General features: G+C 71.6%; 10 protein-coding genes and 1 pseudogene. 5 read left to right on the top strand and 6 right to left on the bottom strand.

The window, feature by feature from the left end:
- Positions 1 to 25 precede the first annotated feature (25 nt).
- The 3 genes from IPJ17_16210 to IPJ17_16200 all read right to left on the bottom strand — a co-directional run bounded on the left by IPJ17_16210 (position 26) and on the right by IPJ17_16200 (position 2,382).
- The gene (locus tag IPJ17_16210) at positions 26 to 1,240 is read right to left on the bottom strand and encodes a PLP-dependent transferase (protein ID QQR73015.1); all 1,215 of its coding nucleotides are present in this window, start codon (positions 1,238 to 1,240) and stop codon (positions 26 to 28) included.
- 97 nt (positions 1,241 to 1,337) lie between these two features.
- Positions 1,338 to 2,090: a hypothetical protein gene (locus IPJ17_16205; protein ID QQR73014.1), complete on the bottom strand. Its 753-nt coding sequence runs from the start codon at positions 2,088 to 2,090 to the stop codon at positions 1,338 to 1,340.
- Between the two features lie 25 nt (positions 2,091 to 2,115).
- A complete protein-coding gene (locus IPJ17_16200) occupies positions 2,116 to 2,382 on the bottom strand; it encodes an RND transporter (protein QQR73013.1) in 267 nt (88 codons plus the stop codon).
- Positions 2,383 to 2,497: 115 nt separating this feature from the next.
- Between IPJ17_16200 and IPJ17_16195 the strand changes: the two genes are divergently transcribed.
- From IPJ17_16195 to IPJ17_16175, 5 genes are all read left to right on the top strand, one after another.
- The gene (locus IPJ17_16195) at positions 2,498 to 4,573 is read left to right on the top strand and encodes a glutamate synthase (protein QQR73012.1); all 2,076 of its coding nucleotides are present in this window, start codon (positions 2,498 to 2,500) and stop codon (positions 4,571 to 4,573) included.
- Complete coding sequence (locus IPJ17_16190) at positions 4,570 to 5,739, top strand: knotted carbamoyltransferase YgeW (protein QQR73011.1); 1,170 nt, start codon at positions 4,570 to 4,572, stop codon at positions 5,737 to 5,739. The genes IPJ17_16195 and IPJ17_16190 overlap by 4 nt, the downstream gene beginning before the upstream one ends.
- A gap of 133 nt (positions 5,740 to 5,872) precedes the next feature.
- Positions 5,873 to 7,141, top strand: coding sequence for a hypothetical protein (locus tag IPJ17_16185; GenBank protein ID QQR73010.1), 1,269 nt, complete (start codon positions 5,873 to 5,875; stop codon positions 7,139 to 7,141).
- Positions 7,142 to 7,173: 32 nt separating this feature from the next.
- On the top strand, positions 7,174 to 8,646 hold the full coding sequence (locus tag IPJ17_16180) for a hypothetical protein (GenBank protein ID QQR73009.1): 1,473 nt from the start codon (positions 7,174 to 7,176) through the stop codon (positions 8,644 to 8,646).
- Positions 8,647 to 8,747: 101 nt separating this feature from the next.
- The gene (locus tag IPJ17_16175) at positions 8,748 to 10,289 is read left to right on the top strand and encodes a M20/M25/M40 family metallo-hydrolase (protein QQR73008.1); all 1,542 of its coding nucleotides are present in this window, start codon (positions 8,748 to 8,750) and stop codon (positions 10,287 to 10,289) included.
- 85 nt (positions 10,290 to 10,374) lie between these two features.
- Here IPJ17_16175 and IPJ17_16170 read toward each other — a convergent pair whose 3' ends face one another.
- The 3 genes and pseudogenes from IPJ17_16170 to IPJ17_16160 form a co-directional block, all read right to left on the bottom strand.
- Entirely contained in the window at positions 10,375 to 11,865 is a 1,491-nt protein-coding gene (locus IPJ17_16170) for a pyridoxal-phosphate dependent enzyme (GenBank protein QQR73007.1), read from the bottom strand.
- A gap of 15 nt (positions 11,866 to 11,880) precedes the next feature.
- Positions 11,881 to 13,377 carry a pyridoxal-phosphate dependent enzyme gene (locus IPJ17_16165; GenBank protein ID QQR76200.1) on the bottom strand — a complete coding sequence of 499 codons (1,497 nt, stop codon included), beginning with the start codon at positions 13,375 to 13,377 and terminating at the stop codon, positions 11,881 to 11,883.
- A 99-nt stretch (positions 13,378 to 13,476) separates the two neighbouring features.
- Positions 13,477 to 14,547 (bottom strand): annotated as a pseudogene (locus IPJ17_16160) (amidohydrolase family protein).
- Positions 14,548 to 14,553 lie beyond the last annotated feature (6 nt).

Here is a 14,553-nt window from a genome sequence, read left to right as displayed (position 1 = left end):
CGCCCTGCGCTCGCCCCCGCGATGGTCAGCGGGCCGCCGGGGTGGCGGCGCGCTGCGAAGCGGCGAGTGCCTGGTCGAGGTCGGCGAGCAGGTCGCGTTCGTCCTCGCAGCCCACGGCGAGCCGCACGAGGTCGTCGGTGATGCCGGCCGCTTCGCGCTCGGGCCGCGGCAGCGAGGTGTGCGTCATCGACGCCGGGTGCTCGATCAGGGTCTCGATGCCGCCGAGCGAGACGGCGAGAGTGGCGAGCTGGACGCTCTCGATCATCGTCTTCGCCGCGGCGAAACCGCCGCGCACGCCGAAGGAGAGGACGGCGCCGGGGCCGGCCATCTGCCGGCGGCCGAGCTCGTATTGCGGGTGCGAAGCGAGCCCCGGATAGCGCACCCACTCGATGCGCGGGTCGGCCTCGAGGAAGGCGGCGATCGCCTGGGCGTTGGACTGGGCCCGCTCGAGGCGCAGGGCCAGCGTCTTGATGCCGCGCAGCACCAGCCAGGCCTGGTGCGGATCCATCGTGCCGCCGATCGTCGTGTGCACCTTGCGCAGCCGCGCGAAGAGCGCCGGGTCCTTGGCGACGACCATGCCGCCGACCACGTCGGTGTGGCCGTTGATGAACTTGGTGACGCTATGCACCACCAGGTCGGCGCCGAGCGCGAGCGGCTGCTGCAGCAGCGGCGAGGCGAAGGTGTTGTCGACCGCGAGGAGCGCCCCGTGCGCGTGGGCGATCTCGGCGCAGGCGGCGATGTCGGTCAAGGCCAGGGTCGGGTTCGACGGGCTCTCGATGTAGACCAGCGAGGTCTCGGGCCGCAAGGCGCGCCGCAGGTTCTCGACGTCGGTGGTGTCGACGAAGGTCGAGCCGACGCCGTAACGCGAGTACTCGGTCTCGAGCACCGTGCGCGACGAGCCGTAGAGCGCGTCGGTTCCCACGACGTGGGTGCCGCGTCCGAGCAGGCCGAAATAGACGACGTTGATCGCCGCCATGCCGGTCGCGGCGGCGAAGGCGCCGCAACCACCCTCGAGGTCGGCCACCGAGGCCTCGAGCGCTGCGACGGTGGGATTGCCCAGCCGGGTGTATTTGTAGCCGGGGTCGGTGCCCTGGAAGCGTGCGGCGCCTTCGTCGGCGTTGCGGAAGGCGAAGGTCGAGGACTGGTAGATCGGCACGGAGACCGCGCCGGTCGCCGGATCGGGATGCTGTCCGGCGTGGATGACGCGGGTCGAGAGATGGCGCTTGGCGTGATCGCCCATCGGGGGGGTCCTTTCCACTGCGTGGGTCGCTGGGACGGTCGGAACAGACCGCCGGGGGGCATGCTACCAACTCGCCGCGTCGACTGCTCGGGAGGTGTCAACCGCCCTGGACGCGCCGCAGCGCGGCCTGTTTGAGCGCCATGCTCGTGGCCGCTCCCTTGGCGATCGCCCGGACCTCGTTGTCAGGCAGTGTCGGGAGGATCCGCAGGGCAAACGGGAGCGGCGTCTTCGGGTTGTGGATGAGCGCCAGGCGGACGTCGAGGTTGGCCACCCAGGGCCCGGTCTTGAGGATGAGCTCCACCGCCTGGAACGAGAGGAACGACGACTTGGCGGCGCGCACCACTTCGTCGAGCGAGAGGCGCGGATTGCGCAGCAGAGCGAACAGGACCTGGGGATCGCTGTCCTGCAGCAGTAGCGCGCGCGTTACCCGGTCGGCGCGCGGGGCGAGCAGGATCTTCTGCGGCGGCGTCATCCCGCGCAGGCGCTCCCAGAGCGTCGTGCTCTCTCCGGCGCTCTCGTCCGGCTCGGTCGCTCCCTCGTCGGCCGGAGCGGCTGTCGCGATCACGGCGGGCGGAGCGGCGAGCACCGCAGCCACCAGGTCGGCGCCGCTTCCGGCGAGTTGGACCGCCAGCCCGCCGGCGGGTGCGCCGACCACCTGCGCCGCGGCCGCGACCGGCCGGTTCCCGGCCAGTTGCAGCTGGACGGTCACCGCGGTGAACGGTGGCAACGGCTCGGCCGAGCGCAGGAAGAGCCCGCCGACCGACAGGTTGGCACGCTCCTCGGCACGCAGCTCCGCCTCGTCGACGAACTCGACGGTGAAGGTCCGAGGGCCGGTCTGCTCGACTCGCATCGTTTCGGATCCGGCGTCGTCGTGCTCAGCGGTTCCCGGGTGCGCCGGCGCCCTGGCGGGAACGGAATCGCCAGGCGATCGCCACGCCGAGCCAGAGCCACGGGGAGCCGTGAAGCGTCAGGTCGACGACGTCGATGGCACGGAACGCCTGGCCGGTGGCGAGCCAGCGCAGCTTCTCGACGACGTGAGGCTCGGGACGGAACGGTGCGAGGCCGAGCGTCAGGCTGGCGAAGAGCGGCAGCAGCAGCGACGGCGCCGCGGGGCGTGGCGGGGTCGGGGCCGGATCGGGCATCGCCGCGAGGATATCCGCATCGGCGAAGGCGTGCCCGCGGCACCCGGCGGGCGGTGGGCTGCGCGGGCGCGGTGCTACACTGCCGCGGATCCGGGAGCCCTCCCGGATGCTCCCGATGGCCGAGCTCACCCCCTATCCGTTCGGCGCGCTAGCAGCGCGGATGTTCCGCGAGCTCGAGCGCCAGCAGGCGATCTTCGATCTGCCGGCGAAGCGCTTCTACGCCGGCGACGCCCGGCACGACTTCTCGGTAACCTTGCACGGCCGGCGCCTCGCCTCGCCGCTCGGGCCGGCCGCCGGGCCACACACGCAGATGGCGCAGAACCTGGTGCTCGGCTGGCTCGCCGGGGCGCGCGTCTTCGAGCTGAAGACGGTGCAGGTGCGCGACGACCTGGCCATCGCCCGCCCCTGCATCGACATGCGGACCGTCGGCTTCAACTCCGAATGGTCTCAGGAGTTGCGCCTCGCCCAGTCGCTCGAGGAGTACGTCAAGGGGGCGATGCTGATCGAGCTGCTGCGCGCGAGCGGCCGCGTGCCGCTCGCCGGAGGGTTCGCCGAACCGCCGGTGTTCGACCTGAGCCTCGGCTACGACCTGGCCGGCGTGCGCAGCGAGCCGATGCGCGCCTTCGTCGGCGCCCTGCGCGACGCGTCGCCGGTCGTCGAGCGGCTGCGCCGGGAGATTCCCTCCGAGCTCGGCGCGCTGCGCGACCTCGACTTCCCGGCGGATCTGACCGGCACCGTGACGCTCAGCACCTTCCACGGCTGCCCGCCGGAGGAGATCGAGCGCATCGCCGAGTTCGTGCTGCGCGAGCTCGGAATGCACTGCGTCGTCAAGCTGAATCCGACGCTGCTCGGCGCGGCGGCGGTCCACGAGCTGCTGCACGACGCGCTCGGTTATGGCGAGCTGCGGGTGCCGGCCGCGGCGTTCACCCGCGATCTGGTCTGGGAACGAGCGGTCGAGATGGTCGGGCGATTGCGCGAGACCGCCGCCGGAGTCGGCCGGGGATTCGGCATCAAGCTCACGAACACCCTGGTCGTCGAGAACTCGACCGGCTTCCTGCCGGAGAGCGAGCGCGAGGTCTATCTCTCGGGTCCGCCGCTGCACGTCCTGGCAATGCACCTGGCACGGCGCTTTCGTCGCCTCTTCGGCGGCGCGCTGCCGATCTCCTTCTCGGCGGGGATCGACGCGGCGAACTATCCCGATGCCGCGGCGCTCGGGCTGGTGCCGGTGACGGTCTGCACCGACCTGCTGAAGAAGGGCGGCTACGGGCGCTTGCCGGCCTATCACGCGCGGCTGGCGGCGCGCTTCGACGACGTCGGCGCGGAGGACCTCGAGACGTTCGCGGTCCGTGCGTTCGGTCAGGGCGTCGCGGCGCTCGATCGATGCGGCCTCGCGCCCGACGATCCCGCCGGAGAGCGCTGCCGTCGGGCGGTCGTCGAAGGCGGCGACCTGCGCGGTGTCGCCGGCCCCGATCTCTTCAGGCGCTGGCTCGAGTCGGCGTGGGTGACCAACACCGAGGCCTACGTCGAGCGGGTCACCGCCGACTCCCGCTACGCGAGCGCTCGCCACGCCAAGGGACCGGCGAAGATCGGCCGCCACCTGCAGCTCTTCGACTGCGTCAGCTGCGACCTCTGCGTGCCGGTGTGCCCGAACGACGCGAACTTCGTCTATGGTGGCGGGCCGGAGGAGATCCCCGTCCTGCGCCTGGTGCGGCAGGGGAGCGGCTGGCTCGCCGTCGCCGGCGAGCCGCTGCGGCTCACCGAGCGCCACCAGATCGGCAACTTCGCCGACTTCTGCAACGACTGCGGCAACTGCGACGTCTTCTGCCCCGAGGACGGCGGCCCCTATCGGGTCAAGCCGCGGTTCTTCGCCAGCGAGCTCGCCTACACCGCCGACGCGCCGCGCGACGGCTTCCTGCTCGACCGGCGAGCCGGCAGCGAGCGTGTGCGCGGTCGCTTCGACGGGCGGGAGCTGACCCTCGAGGTCGCCGCCACCGCGGTGACCTTCTCCGGCGAGGGGTTCGCCGTGCGATTCGCGGCGCCGGACCCCGCTGGAACCGCGGTCGTCGAGGCGGTCGCCGGGCTCGCCGAGATCGATCTGACCCACGCCTTCGTCATGGATTCGCTGCGCCGGGCGTTGCTCGCCGGAGCACGTGTCAACTACCTCAACTCCCTCCTGGAGGTTGCCCCTTGAGCCCGTCCGAACCCCTTCGTCCACTCGTCGAGAAGCTCGCTGCACAGGATCTTTCCGGCTTGCACGGCCGGAGCCTCCTCGCCACCCAGGACTGGAGCCGTGACGAGATCGACCGGCTCTGCGAGGTCGCCGACCTCTTCCAGCGGCTCGATCGCGCCGGCGTCGATCTCGCGCTCTTCCCGCGCGAGCTCCACCTCGCCCTCTTCTTCGACGCCTCGACGCGCACCAAGTCGAGCTGGGCCGGTGCGGCGGCACGTCTCGGCGCCAGCCCGGTGATCCTCGAGGGCGGCTCGACGCAGGTGTCGCACGGCGAGACGCCGGAGGAGACCGGCGCCATGCTCGGCATGAACGCTCATGCCCTCGGCATCCGCCACGACCTGATCCTCGGCGAGGGCAACAAGTTCCAGCGCGGTGTCCAGAAGGGGATCGCCGACTATCTCGTGGCCACGGAGGACGCGCGCCAGGTGCCGGTGGTCAACCTGCAGTGCGACGTCGACCATCCGACGCAGGCGCTCGCCGACCTCTGCTTCCTGCGCGAGCGGTTCGGCGGCGAGCTCGCCGGGCGGACGATCGCGGTGAGCTGGGCCTACTCGCCGAGCTATGCGAAGCCGCTCTCGGTGCCACAGGGTCTGCTGACCCTGATGACCCGCTTCGGCATGCACGTCCGCCTGGCGCATCCGCCGGGCTACGACCTGATCCCGGAGACGGTCGCGGCGGCGCATGCCAACGCGGCGCAGCACGGTGGCAGCCTCGCCTTCTGTTCGTCGATGGAGGAGGCGTTCGCCGACGCCGACGTCGTCTATCCGAAGAGCTGGGGTCCGTACGACCTGATGCTCGAGCGCGTCGGCGCCTGGAAGGGGGGCGACGCCGCGAAGATGAAGGAGATCGAGAGCCGGGCTCTGGCGCGCAACGCCTCGCACCGCGACTGGATCTGCGACGCCGCGAAGATGGCGGCGACGCGCGGCGGCGCGGCGCAGTACATGCACTGCCTGCCGGCCGACATCGGCGCCGAGGTGAGCGCGGAGGTGATGGAGCGCTTCCGTTTCGATCTCGCCCGCCAGGCCAACAAGAAGCCGTTCGTCATCATGGCCGCTCTCGCCCTCGCCAAGGAGCCTCGCCTGGCGGCGCGTCTCGCCGAGAGACTGGCCGCGCTCCCGGCCCGCTGACCGCCGGCACCTCCCGCGCTTCGCCCGCACTCCGCCGGCCCGCCGACCCTCCCGTCGGCGGGCCGGTGCGTTTTCTCTTTCCGGAATCGTTCGGTCTTCCTCCCGGTGGCGTTTGCTCTGTCAGGGAGGCCACATGGTCCAGGAACTGTCTCGTCATCTCGGGAGAAGGCTCTTTCCCCGTCTGCTCGGCGCCGTTCTGCTGATGCTCCTCGCCGCTGCGCCGTCGCAGGCGGTGAAGAGGCGGGCGTTCGTCACTTCGGTCTCCGGCAACGGAAACCTCTTCACCTGGGCGGGGGCCACGGGGCTCACCGGCATCGAGCGCGCCGACTCGGTCTGTCGGGCGCGCGCCACGGCCGGCGGGCTGCCCAACGCGAGCACCTATCGTGCCTGGCTCTCGACCCCGGCGGTCGACGCGTACTGCCACGTGCAGGGGCTTTCCGGAAAGAAGAGCGACGGTTGCGGAGGTGCGGTGCTGCCCGGCGGCGGTCCCTGGTACCTCGCCAACGGCATTTCCAACTTCACCGGCACTCTCGACGAGCTGACCGGAGCGCAGGGGGTGATCTACCGGCCGGTCATGCTCGACGAGCTTCAGAACGAGCTGCCGACGGGGTACGAGGCTCGCGAATACTGGACCGGGACCTTCCGGACCGGCAACGGACTCGGCGATACCTGCGGCGGTTGGACGTCGGGCTCGTCGTCGCAGAGCGGCGAAACCGGGGACGGTCTCGCCTCGAGCATTCTCTGGACCTACCGCAATAGCCCCACCTGCGACCAGGCCCGCCGCCTGCTCTGCCTCGAGCCGGGTCCGAGCGAGACGAGCACGCTCTCCTGGAGCCCCGGCGCGATCGTCTTTGTCACGTCGGCAATCGGCACCGGCGAGCTCGCCTCCTGGCCGCAAGCCAGCGGGGCGTCGAGCATCAATGCCGGCTACAAGATCTGCCAGGGCCTCGCTGCGGCGGCCGGGCTGCCGTCTCCCGCGTCGTTCGTGCCATGGCTCTCGACCAACCTCGTCGATGCTCGTGACCGGATCACCACCGATGGGCCGTTTCGGCGGCTCGACGGCTATACCGTGGCCGCGAGCCTGCTCGACCTGACCGATGGGGTCAATTCCAACAGTCTGAACGTCCTCGAAGACGGGAGCTATCACACGGGCAACGAGGACCTCGTGTGGACGGGGACCCACGGTTCTGGAATCGCCGATCTCACCGGGCTCTGCGCCAATTGGACGGTCGGCGACAACTCCGTGTCCGGGTTGTCCGGAGGAGCCGCCTGGGCGAGATCGACCGATTGGACGGCGAAGTCGAAGTACGTCTGCGCGCGTCAGCAGCACCTCTACTGCATCGCCAATGTGGTGACGCTCTTCTGGGACGGCTTCGAGTCGGGCTCGACGGCTCGGTGGTAGCGCGCGCTCACGCTTCAAGGGGGAACAACAGGATGGATGGCTCTCTGGTCCGGCCGGCCGCTCCTATCGCCCTCGTCGTCGCGCTCGCTCTGGGCTCGACGTTGCCGACTCCCACCCTCGCGGTCGCGCCGGGCCAGTTCGACCCGGGCTTCGGCGGTGGCGACGGGATCCGCCTCGTACAACCCGACCTCGCCGCGAGCTCGATTCACGCCAACGCACTGGCTGCGGGTCTCGACGGCTATCTCTGGTTCGTCGGCACCTCGCTCGACGGCTCGCAGTGGGATCCGTTCGTCTGCCGCGTGACCGACATCGGCGGCGGGCACAGCTGCCTGGTCATCCCGTTCGATCTCGGAACCGGGGCGGTCGATCGCGGCGACGCGGTCGCACCCACCTTCGGCGGAGGAGCCGTCGTGGGATGCACCGTCGGTGGGCCGGATGCCGACCCGGAGGACCGCGCCGCGTTCTTTCGCATGACTCCGGCCTTCACGCTCGATGCCAGCTTCGGCGGCGACGGACGGGTTGACCTCGACCTCTCGGTCCCGGTCGAGGTCGCGGGGGTCGGCAGCCTGGTCAACGGCAAGGTGGTGTGGGTCGGCTCGGCACACCAGGAGATCCTCGGCGCCGACGATTGGAACTTCCTCGTCGGCAGGCTCAATGCCGACGGGACCTGGGACACGAGCTTCGACGGGGACGGGCGCCGGGTGGTGAACTTCGATGCCGGCGGCGGCTTCACCGACCGGGCCCGAGCGATCGCCGTGCAGAGCGACGGCAAGCTGGTGGTCGTCGGCGCGGCGGACACGGGACCGTCGAACCAGTCCGACAGCCAGTTCGCCGTCGCGCGTCTCAACCTCGACGGCACGCTCGACACCACCTTTTCCGGCGATGGCAAGCTGACGGTCGATTTCTCGGGGAGCGACGGGTTTCCCGACGGGGCGAGCGCGGTAGCAATCGATCGCTTCGGGCGGATCGTCGTCGCCGGATATGCGGGGAGCAACTCGATGGGCGTCGGCGTCGTCCGCCTCCTGGCGAACGGGTCGCTGGATCCGACCTTCGGGTCCAGTGGCAAGACGAGCTTCTCGATCCTCGTGGGCGGCGACCCGGTCGGCGAGCCGCACCTCGCCCTCTTGCCGGCACCCGGCGACCGCATCGCCGTGATGGGGACGTTCAATTCGGGTGCCCCCGGCGATCATCAGGACGGCTACCTCGCGGTGCTCGACGTCCGCGGTCAGCTCGACCCGACGTTCGACGGCGACGGCAAGGTCACGTACGCCACCTTTCCGTCGGTAACCGACGTGCGGGCCGGCATCACCGGCGCGGCAACCGCGAGCGGTCGCATGATCTTCGCCGGCAAACCGTTTGCGACGAATCCGGCGGTCGGCTACGTCGGTCGCGTCTATCTGCCCGGGCTCGACGGCGACGACTTCGAGAGCGGCGACCTGCGGGTCTGGTCGATCGTCTTCGGCGCCGGCGGCGGGCCCTCGGCCGTGGACGAGTCGGTCGACTGAGAGCCGGACCGGGCGGGTCCTCTGGTACGCTCGCACGACGCGGGGGCGCTGCCGCGCCGAGCCCACACCGCGTCATTCATGCCCGCGGAGGATCCGACCCGATGACCGATTCCCTGAGCGCGGCGATCGTTCGCCGCGCACGTGAGCTTTCCCCATTCGCGGAGGCCATCCTCAAGGAGGCGATCCGCATCCCCGCCGACTACGTCGACCGCACGATCGAGCAGGGCGGCGATCCGCGCTGCGGTCTCTCCAACCACGAGGGGCCGCGCCTCGAGTACCTCCGGCGGATGATCCTCGAGCACGGCGCCGTCGACGGTCCCGACGACGTCGGCTTCGACGACTTCGGCAACCTCTGGTGGCAGGTCGAGGACCGCGACGACGGCGTGCCGGCGGCCGAGAAGCGGGTCATCTGGTACGACGGTCACACCGACACCGTGCAGGCGCTGCGCCCGCGCTGGCGCGAAGCGAGCGCCGGCGGGCTTGACCCGTACGACGGCCTCGTCGATGCCGGCAAGCTCGATCCCGCGCTGCTCAAGCGCGAGCTCGGCTACCTGCCGCCCGAGGAGGAGTGGCACCACCTGCTCTGGGGGCGCGGCTCGGCCGACCAACTCGGCGGCGTGGTCTGCGAAATCGTCGCCGCCAAGATCCTGCGCGAGCTGCGTCCCCAGGGAGCGCTCGCCGGCACGATCGTGCGCTTCTACGGCACGGTCGCCGAGGAGGACAACGACGGCGGCGGACCGATGTGGGTGATGCGGCACGCGCTTCCGGGTGCGCCTCCCGAGCGGGTCCCGGACGTGGTCATCCTCACCGAGGGGACAGGCTGTTCGTCCGGCGGCGCGCTCGGCATCTACCGCGGGCAGCGCGGGCGGATGCAGATCGAGGTCGTGGTGACCGGCAAGAGCTGCCACGGCTCGATGCCGCACGAGGGGAGGAATCCGCTCGAGTACGGCGGCGCCATCCTCGCCGAGGCGGCCGAGGCGTACCGGCGCGGCGACGGCTTCATCAGCGACCCCTTCCTCGGCGCCGGCAGCCGCACGGCGAGCGACGCGCGACTCGAGACGCCGAGCGACTGTGCGGTGCCGGAGCGCTTCACCTTCCGTTTCGACCGGCGCCTCACCGCGGGTGAGGACCCCGAGCAGGCGCGCGCCGATATCGAACGGCTGGCCTCGGTCGCTCGCGCCCGCGAGGCCGGGCTCACCGTCGAGGTGCGCATCCCCACCTACGACCAGCCGAGTTGGCGCGGCGTGGTCCCCGGCAACCCGCAGATCTACCCGGGCTGGCTCACTCCCGAGACGCACCCGGCGATCGGCGCGGCGGTCGCGACCTATCGCGGCGTGGTGACGCCGCAGGTCGAGAGCGACGGCACCGGCGGGGCACGGCGGCGCGAGCCGCGGGTCTCGCGCTGGGTCTTCTCGACCGACGGCGTCGGCGTCCCGGTGCCGCGCGAAGGCTCGGGGATCGACGTGCCGGAGAGCAAGCGCTGGATCGCGGCGGGTGTCTTCCACCACCCGGCGATGTTCGGCATCGGCCCCGGCATCGAGCACAACACCCACAAGATCGGCGAGTGCGTCGACACGCGCGAGATCGCGCCGGTCATCGCCTTCTACGCGCGCTTCCCGAGCGTCTACCGCTCCGAAAGCTGACCCGGACGAAAAGAGGGACAGGCACGAGCTCGAGCAGCCCGATGCCTGTCCCCGTCTTCTCGAGCGGGATCGTGGCCAGCCCCGTTCAGCGACGCACGCCGGTGAAGAGCAGCGCGACGCGCTCGCCCGGGGCGAAGGCGCCGGTGTGAGCGAGAGTGAGCGCACCGGCGAGGCCGGAGGTGCCGGTCTCGTCGGCGGCGATGCCGGTCGCGCGGCCGGCGAGGCGGTTCGCCTCGACGAGCGTCGCTTCGTCGGCGAGCACCGGGACGCCGCCGGTGCGCAGCATCCCGTCGAGCACCGCCAGCCAGTCGTAGGTTTCGTCGTCGAGAATGCCGTGGGCGACGCTCGCCGGTGTCGACTCCCACGGACGCATGAACGACCCGCGGTGGGTGGCGGCGTAGTGGAGCACGTCGGCGATCGCCGTGGCAGGGAGACAGTCGCGGATCCAGGTGGCTCGCGCCAGCGGCCCGGCGGGAGCCGCTTCGCCGACGCCCGGTGAAGCGATCAGCCGTGCGACGACTCGTTCGTAGGCGCGCTCGAGCGGGTGCGCCGCGACCGTCTGCACCGTGTGGAGGCGGGGCAGCCGGGGGAGAACGCCGAGCGCGTGGGCTTCGAGGAGCGCCTGCGAGCTGGCGCTGGCGAGCGCGCCGCCGCCGACCTGGATGACCAGATGGTCGAGCGAGCGGCCGTCGTGCAGCAGATCCGAGACCATCTCCCAGGCGAGCGTCTTGCCGCCTTCGATCACCAGCGCGTTCTCGTTGCCCTGGCAGGAGAACGGGACCGCCCCGGCCGCCACCGCCTCGCGATAGCGCAGATAGCAGGGGTCGCCCGACTCCCCGGCTCGGCGGGGACAGACCGCCAGGTCGGCGCCCAGCGACCGCAGCCGTTCGACCACGGCCGGCGAGGCATCCGGCGGAATGAAGACCGCGAGCCGCCGACCGACGGCCCGGGCAACGACCGCCGCGGCCAGGGCCGCATTGCCGCAACTCGCCACCGCCAGGGGTGCCTCCGCGGGGGACAGGCACCCTTTGTCGCGGTCGAAGGCATGGATTCCACGGTCCGAAGAGTCTCTGGGAGATTGGTGCCTGTCCCCATTCTGGTGGGTCGAAAGCCAGAGCTGGAGGCCGAAGAAGTGGCGGGCCTTGTGCGAGCCCGAGACGTTGACGGTCTCGTCCTTCACCCAGGCCTCGCCCGGTGGACCGAGGCCGAGCGCGTCGGCAAGCGCCGGATGGGAGCGCATCGGCGTGGCGCGGAACCCGCGTCCGTCGACCTCGGCGACCGCGGCGTCGAGAGCACGGATCGTCGCGATCCTTTCCGCGTCGCTCGAGCCGGCGGCGATCGCCGTCGCGTCGCTGTGCAGGAGCTGGCGGTAGCGCAGGAACGGGTTCGGCTCGGGATCGGCGAAGAGGGTGCGTGCCGCATCGCGGGCGGCGGAGGCGACCGGCCCGAGCTCGCGCCGCAGCACGTGGTCGATCTCGTCGCCGGGATGCTCACCGGCGCAGCGGAACGGTGCCGGATCGGTCGGATCGGCCGGGCGGCCGCAGCCCGCGCAGACGAGGCGCGACGAGGGGAGCATCGCCTGCGTCTCGGCTCAGGCCGTCGCCAGGCCGGTGCGTGCGTTGACCTCGGCGATGCGCGCGTCCCAGGCCGGGACGAGATCGCGCAGCCCGCGCCAGAACGCTTGGTTGCGGCGGGCGCTGAACTGCTCGATGGTCACCCCCTGCTGCTCGACCCAGGTGAAGTAGCCGAGGTTGAAGATGCGCCGCCGATCGCGTTCGGTGAGCTCGAGGAAGGTGTCGGGTCGCGCGCCGGCGAGATAGCGACCGAAGACCTCGGCCGCCTCCGGCCGCTCGAAGCCCTCGGCGTAGTCGCGCGAGAGCGTCATTTCGCGCTCGCTGCCGTACATCGCCGCGCTGTCGGTGGCGACGGTGACGAGGACGTCCTCTCGCCCGAGGCCCAGGTGCTTGGCGGTCATGATGGCAGCCAGCACGTTGCAGATCGACGAGAACCCAAGCCGCGGCAGCTGCGCGACCAGGGCCTCCGGCACCCCGCGGTGGGCGAGATGGGCGCGACCGGCAGCGGAGTTGAAGAGGACGTCGAGGGCGTCGGTCGCGCGATCGGAGACCGCGGCGACGAAATCGGTGTTCATCACGTTGTGGATGAACGGGATGTGCTTGTCGCCGATCCCCTGGATGTTGTGCGCGCCGAAGCCGTTCTCGAGCAGCGTCGGGCACTCGAGCGCCTCGGCGGCGACGATCCGCGCGCCGAACTGCTCCTTGAGGTAGTCGCCGGCGGCGAGCGTGCCGGCCGAGCCGCTGGCCGAGACGAAGGCGCGCAGCCGCAGGCCGGGCTCGCGCTCGGCGAGCGTCTCGAAGACATGGCCGAGCGCCCGTCCGGTGGCGAGGTAGTGGCCGAGGTAGTTGCCGAACTCGGCGAACTGGTTGAAGACGATGTTGCCGGGGTCGCGATCGAGCTCGGCGCAGCGGTCGTAGATCTCCTTGACGTTGCTTTCGGTGCCGGGCGTGCGGACGATGTCGGCGGGGTCGGCCACCCAGCGCTCGAGCCAGGCGAAACGCTCGCGGCTCATCCCTTCGGGGAGCACCGCGACACCGCGGCAGCCCATGATGCGTGAGATCGCCACGCCGCCGCGACAGTAGTTGCCGGTCGACGGCCAGATCGCCTTGTGGCGCGTCGGGTCGAACTGTCCGGTGACCAGCCGCGGTGCGAGGCAGGCGTAGGCGGCGAGCACCTTGTGGGCGTGGATCATCGGAAAGCGATCGGCCGGGAGCACGACGATCCGCGCGGCGACGCCGGTGAGGCTCTCGGGGAGCTCGAGGTAGTCGGGCACCGCGCGCAGGCCGGCACCGCGCTCCGCCGGGTTGTACCAGTGGACACGCCAGAGGTTCCACGGCGAGGGCGTGTCCGGGTGGACGTCGGCGAGCTTCGCGCGACGGGCCGGCGGGACGCGGTGCGGGTCGGCCAGCTCGGCGAAGGTGGGGAGGAGCACGCCCTCCTGGCGGCAACGCTCGACGCTGCGGGCGAGCACTTCGCGGTCGACGATCTCGGTTTCCAGTCCAAGCGTGGGCATGCGATTCCTCTTTCGCCTCGAAGGGGGTCCGTCGACGGCGGCCATGCGGCGCCAGAGGCGCTCGGCGGCCTGCTCCGCGGCGATGCGGATGGCGCCGGCATCGGCGGTGACCAGGCGGCCCTGGTGCACGACGAGGCGGCCGTCGACGAGAAGTTGCAGGGTCTCCTTGCCGTCGCGGACGGCGAGGTCGGCGGCGGTGCCGGCGACGAGGGGAGCGAAGCGGCGGTCGAAGCGCTCGCCGAGCAGATCGCGCGCCGCCACGAGACGCCGGGCGACGGCGACCGGGTCGTCACCGTGGAGCTCGGCGTCGGCGCAGAGCGCCGCCGCCTCGTCGTCCATGTGCGCCGGGTAGCCGTCGGTGCCGAGGGCGACATGGCGGCTCGCGGCGAGCGCCGGCGGGTAGCCCACGCCGTTGCCCCGGTTGGAGCGCGGATTCTGCACCAGCCAGAGTCCGTGGTCCTCGGCGCGCCGCACCTGCGCGGCATCGAGGTGGACGCCGTGGGCGAGGATCGATCCGGCCGGCAGGGCGTCGAGCGCGAGAAGACGTTCGAGCGGTCCGGGGTAGCCGCGCCGTCGCGCGTCCTCGACGTCGGCACGGTCCTCGGCGAGGTGCACGTGGACCACCGTGCCGAGGTCGCGGGCCAGCGCTCCGGCCTCGCGCGCCGTCTCGTCGGAGACGGTGAACGAGGCGTGCAGCCCGACGAGCCCGCGGACGAGCGGCCGCCGGTTCGAGCGGATGAAGCGGCGGCATTCGGCGAGCCCGCGCCGCGCCTCCTCGCGCCCGCCGTTGCGCTCGGTGGCGCCATAGCAGAGGACGGCGCGGGCGCCGAGCTCCTGGCAGACGTCGGCGAGCACGTCGAGCGAGCCCTCGAGGAAGGCCGGCGACTCGTGGTGATCGACGAGCGCGCCGGTTCCGGCGAGGAGCGCCTCGGCGACGTAGAAGCGAGCGGCGGCGGCGAGCGACGCCTCGTCGAGCGCGCGGTCGAGTCGCCACCAGAGCCGCTCGAGGATCTGCAGGAAATTCTCGGGCGCCGGTTCGAGCGGCGGCAGGCCGAGCGGGGCGAGGCCGCTGTAGAGATGGGTGTGGGCGTTGACCCGTCCGGGCTCGATCCGTCCGCCGGTCGCCGCGAGAGCCACCGCCGAGGCCGGCGCCACGCCGTCGTCGAGGATGGCGCC

The organism is Holophagales bacterium, assembly GCA_016699405.1.
Lineage (GTDB): Bacteria > Acidobacteriota > Thermoanaerobaculia > Multivoradales > JAGPDF01 > JAAYLR01.
This window is presented reverse-complemented; position numbering and strand designations above follow the sequence as displayed.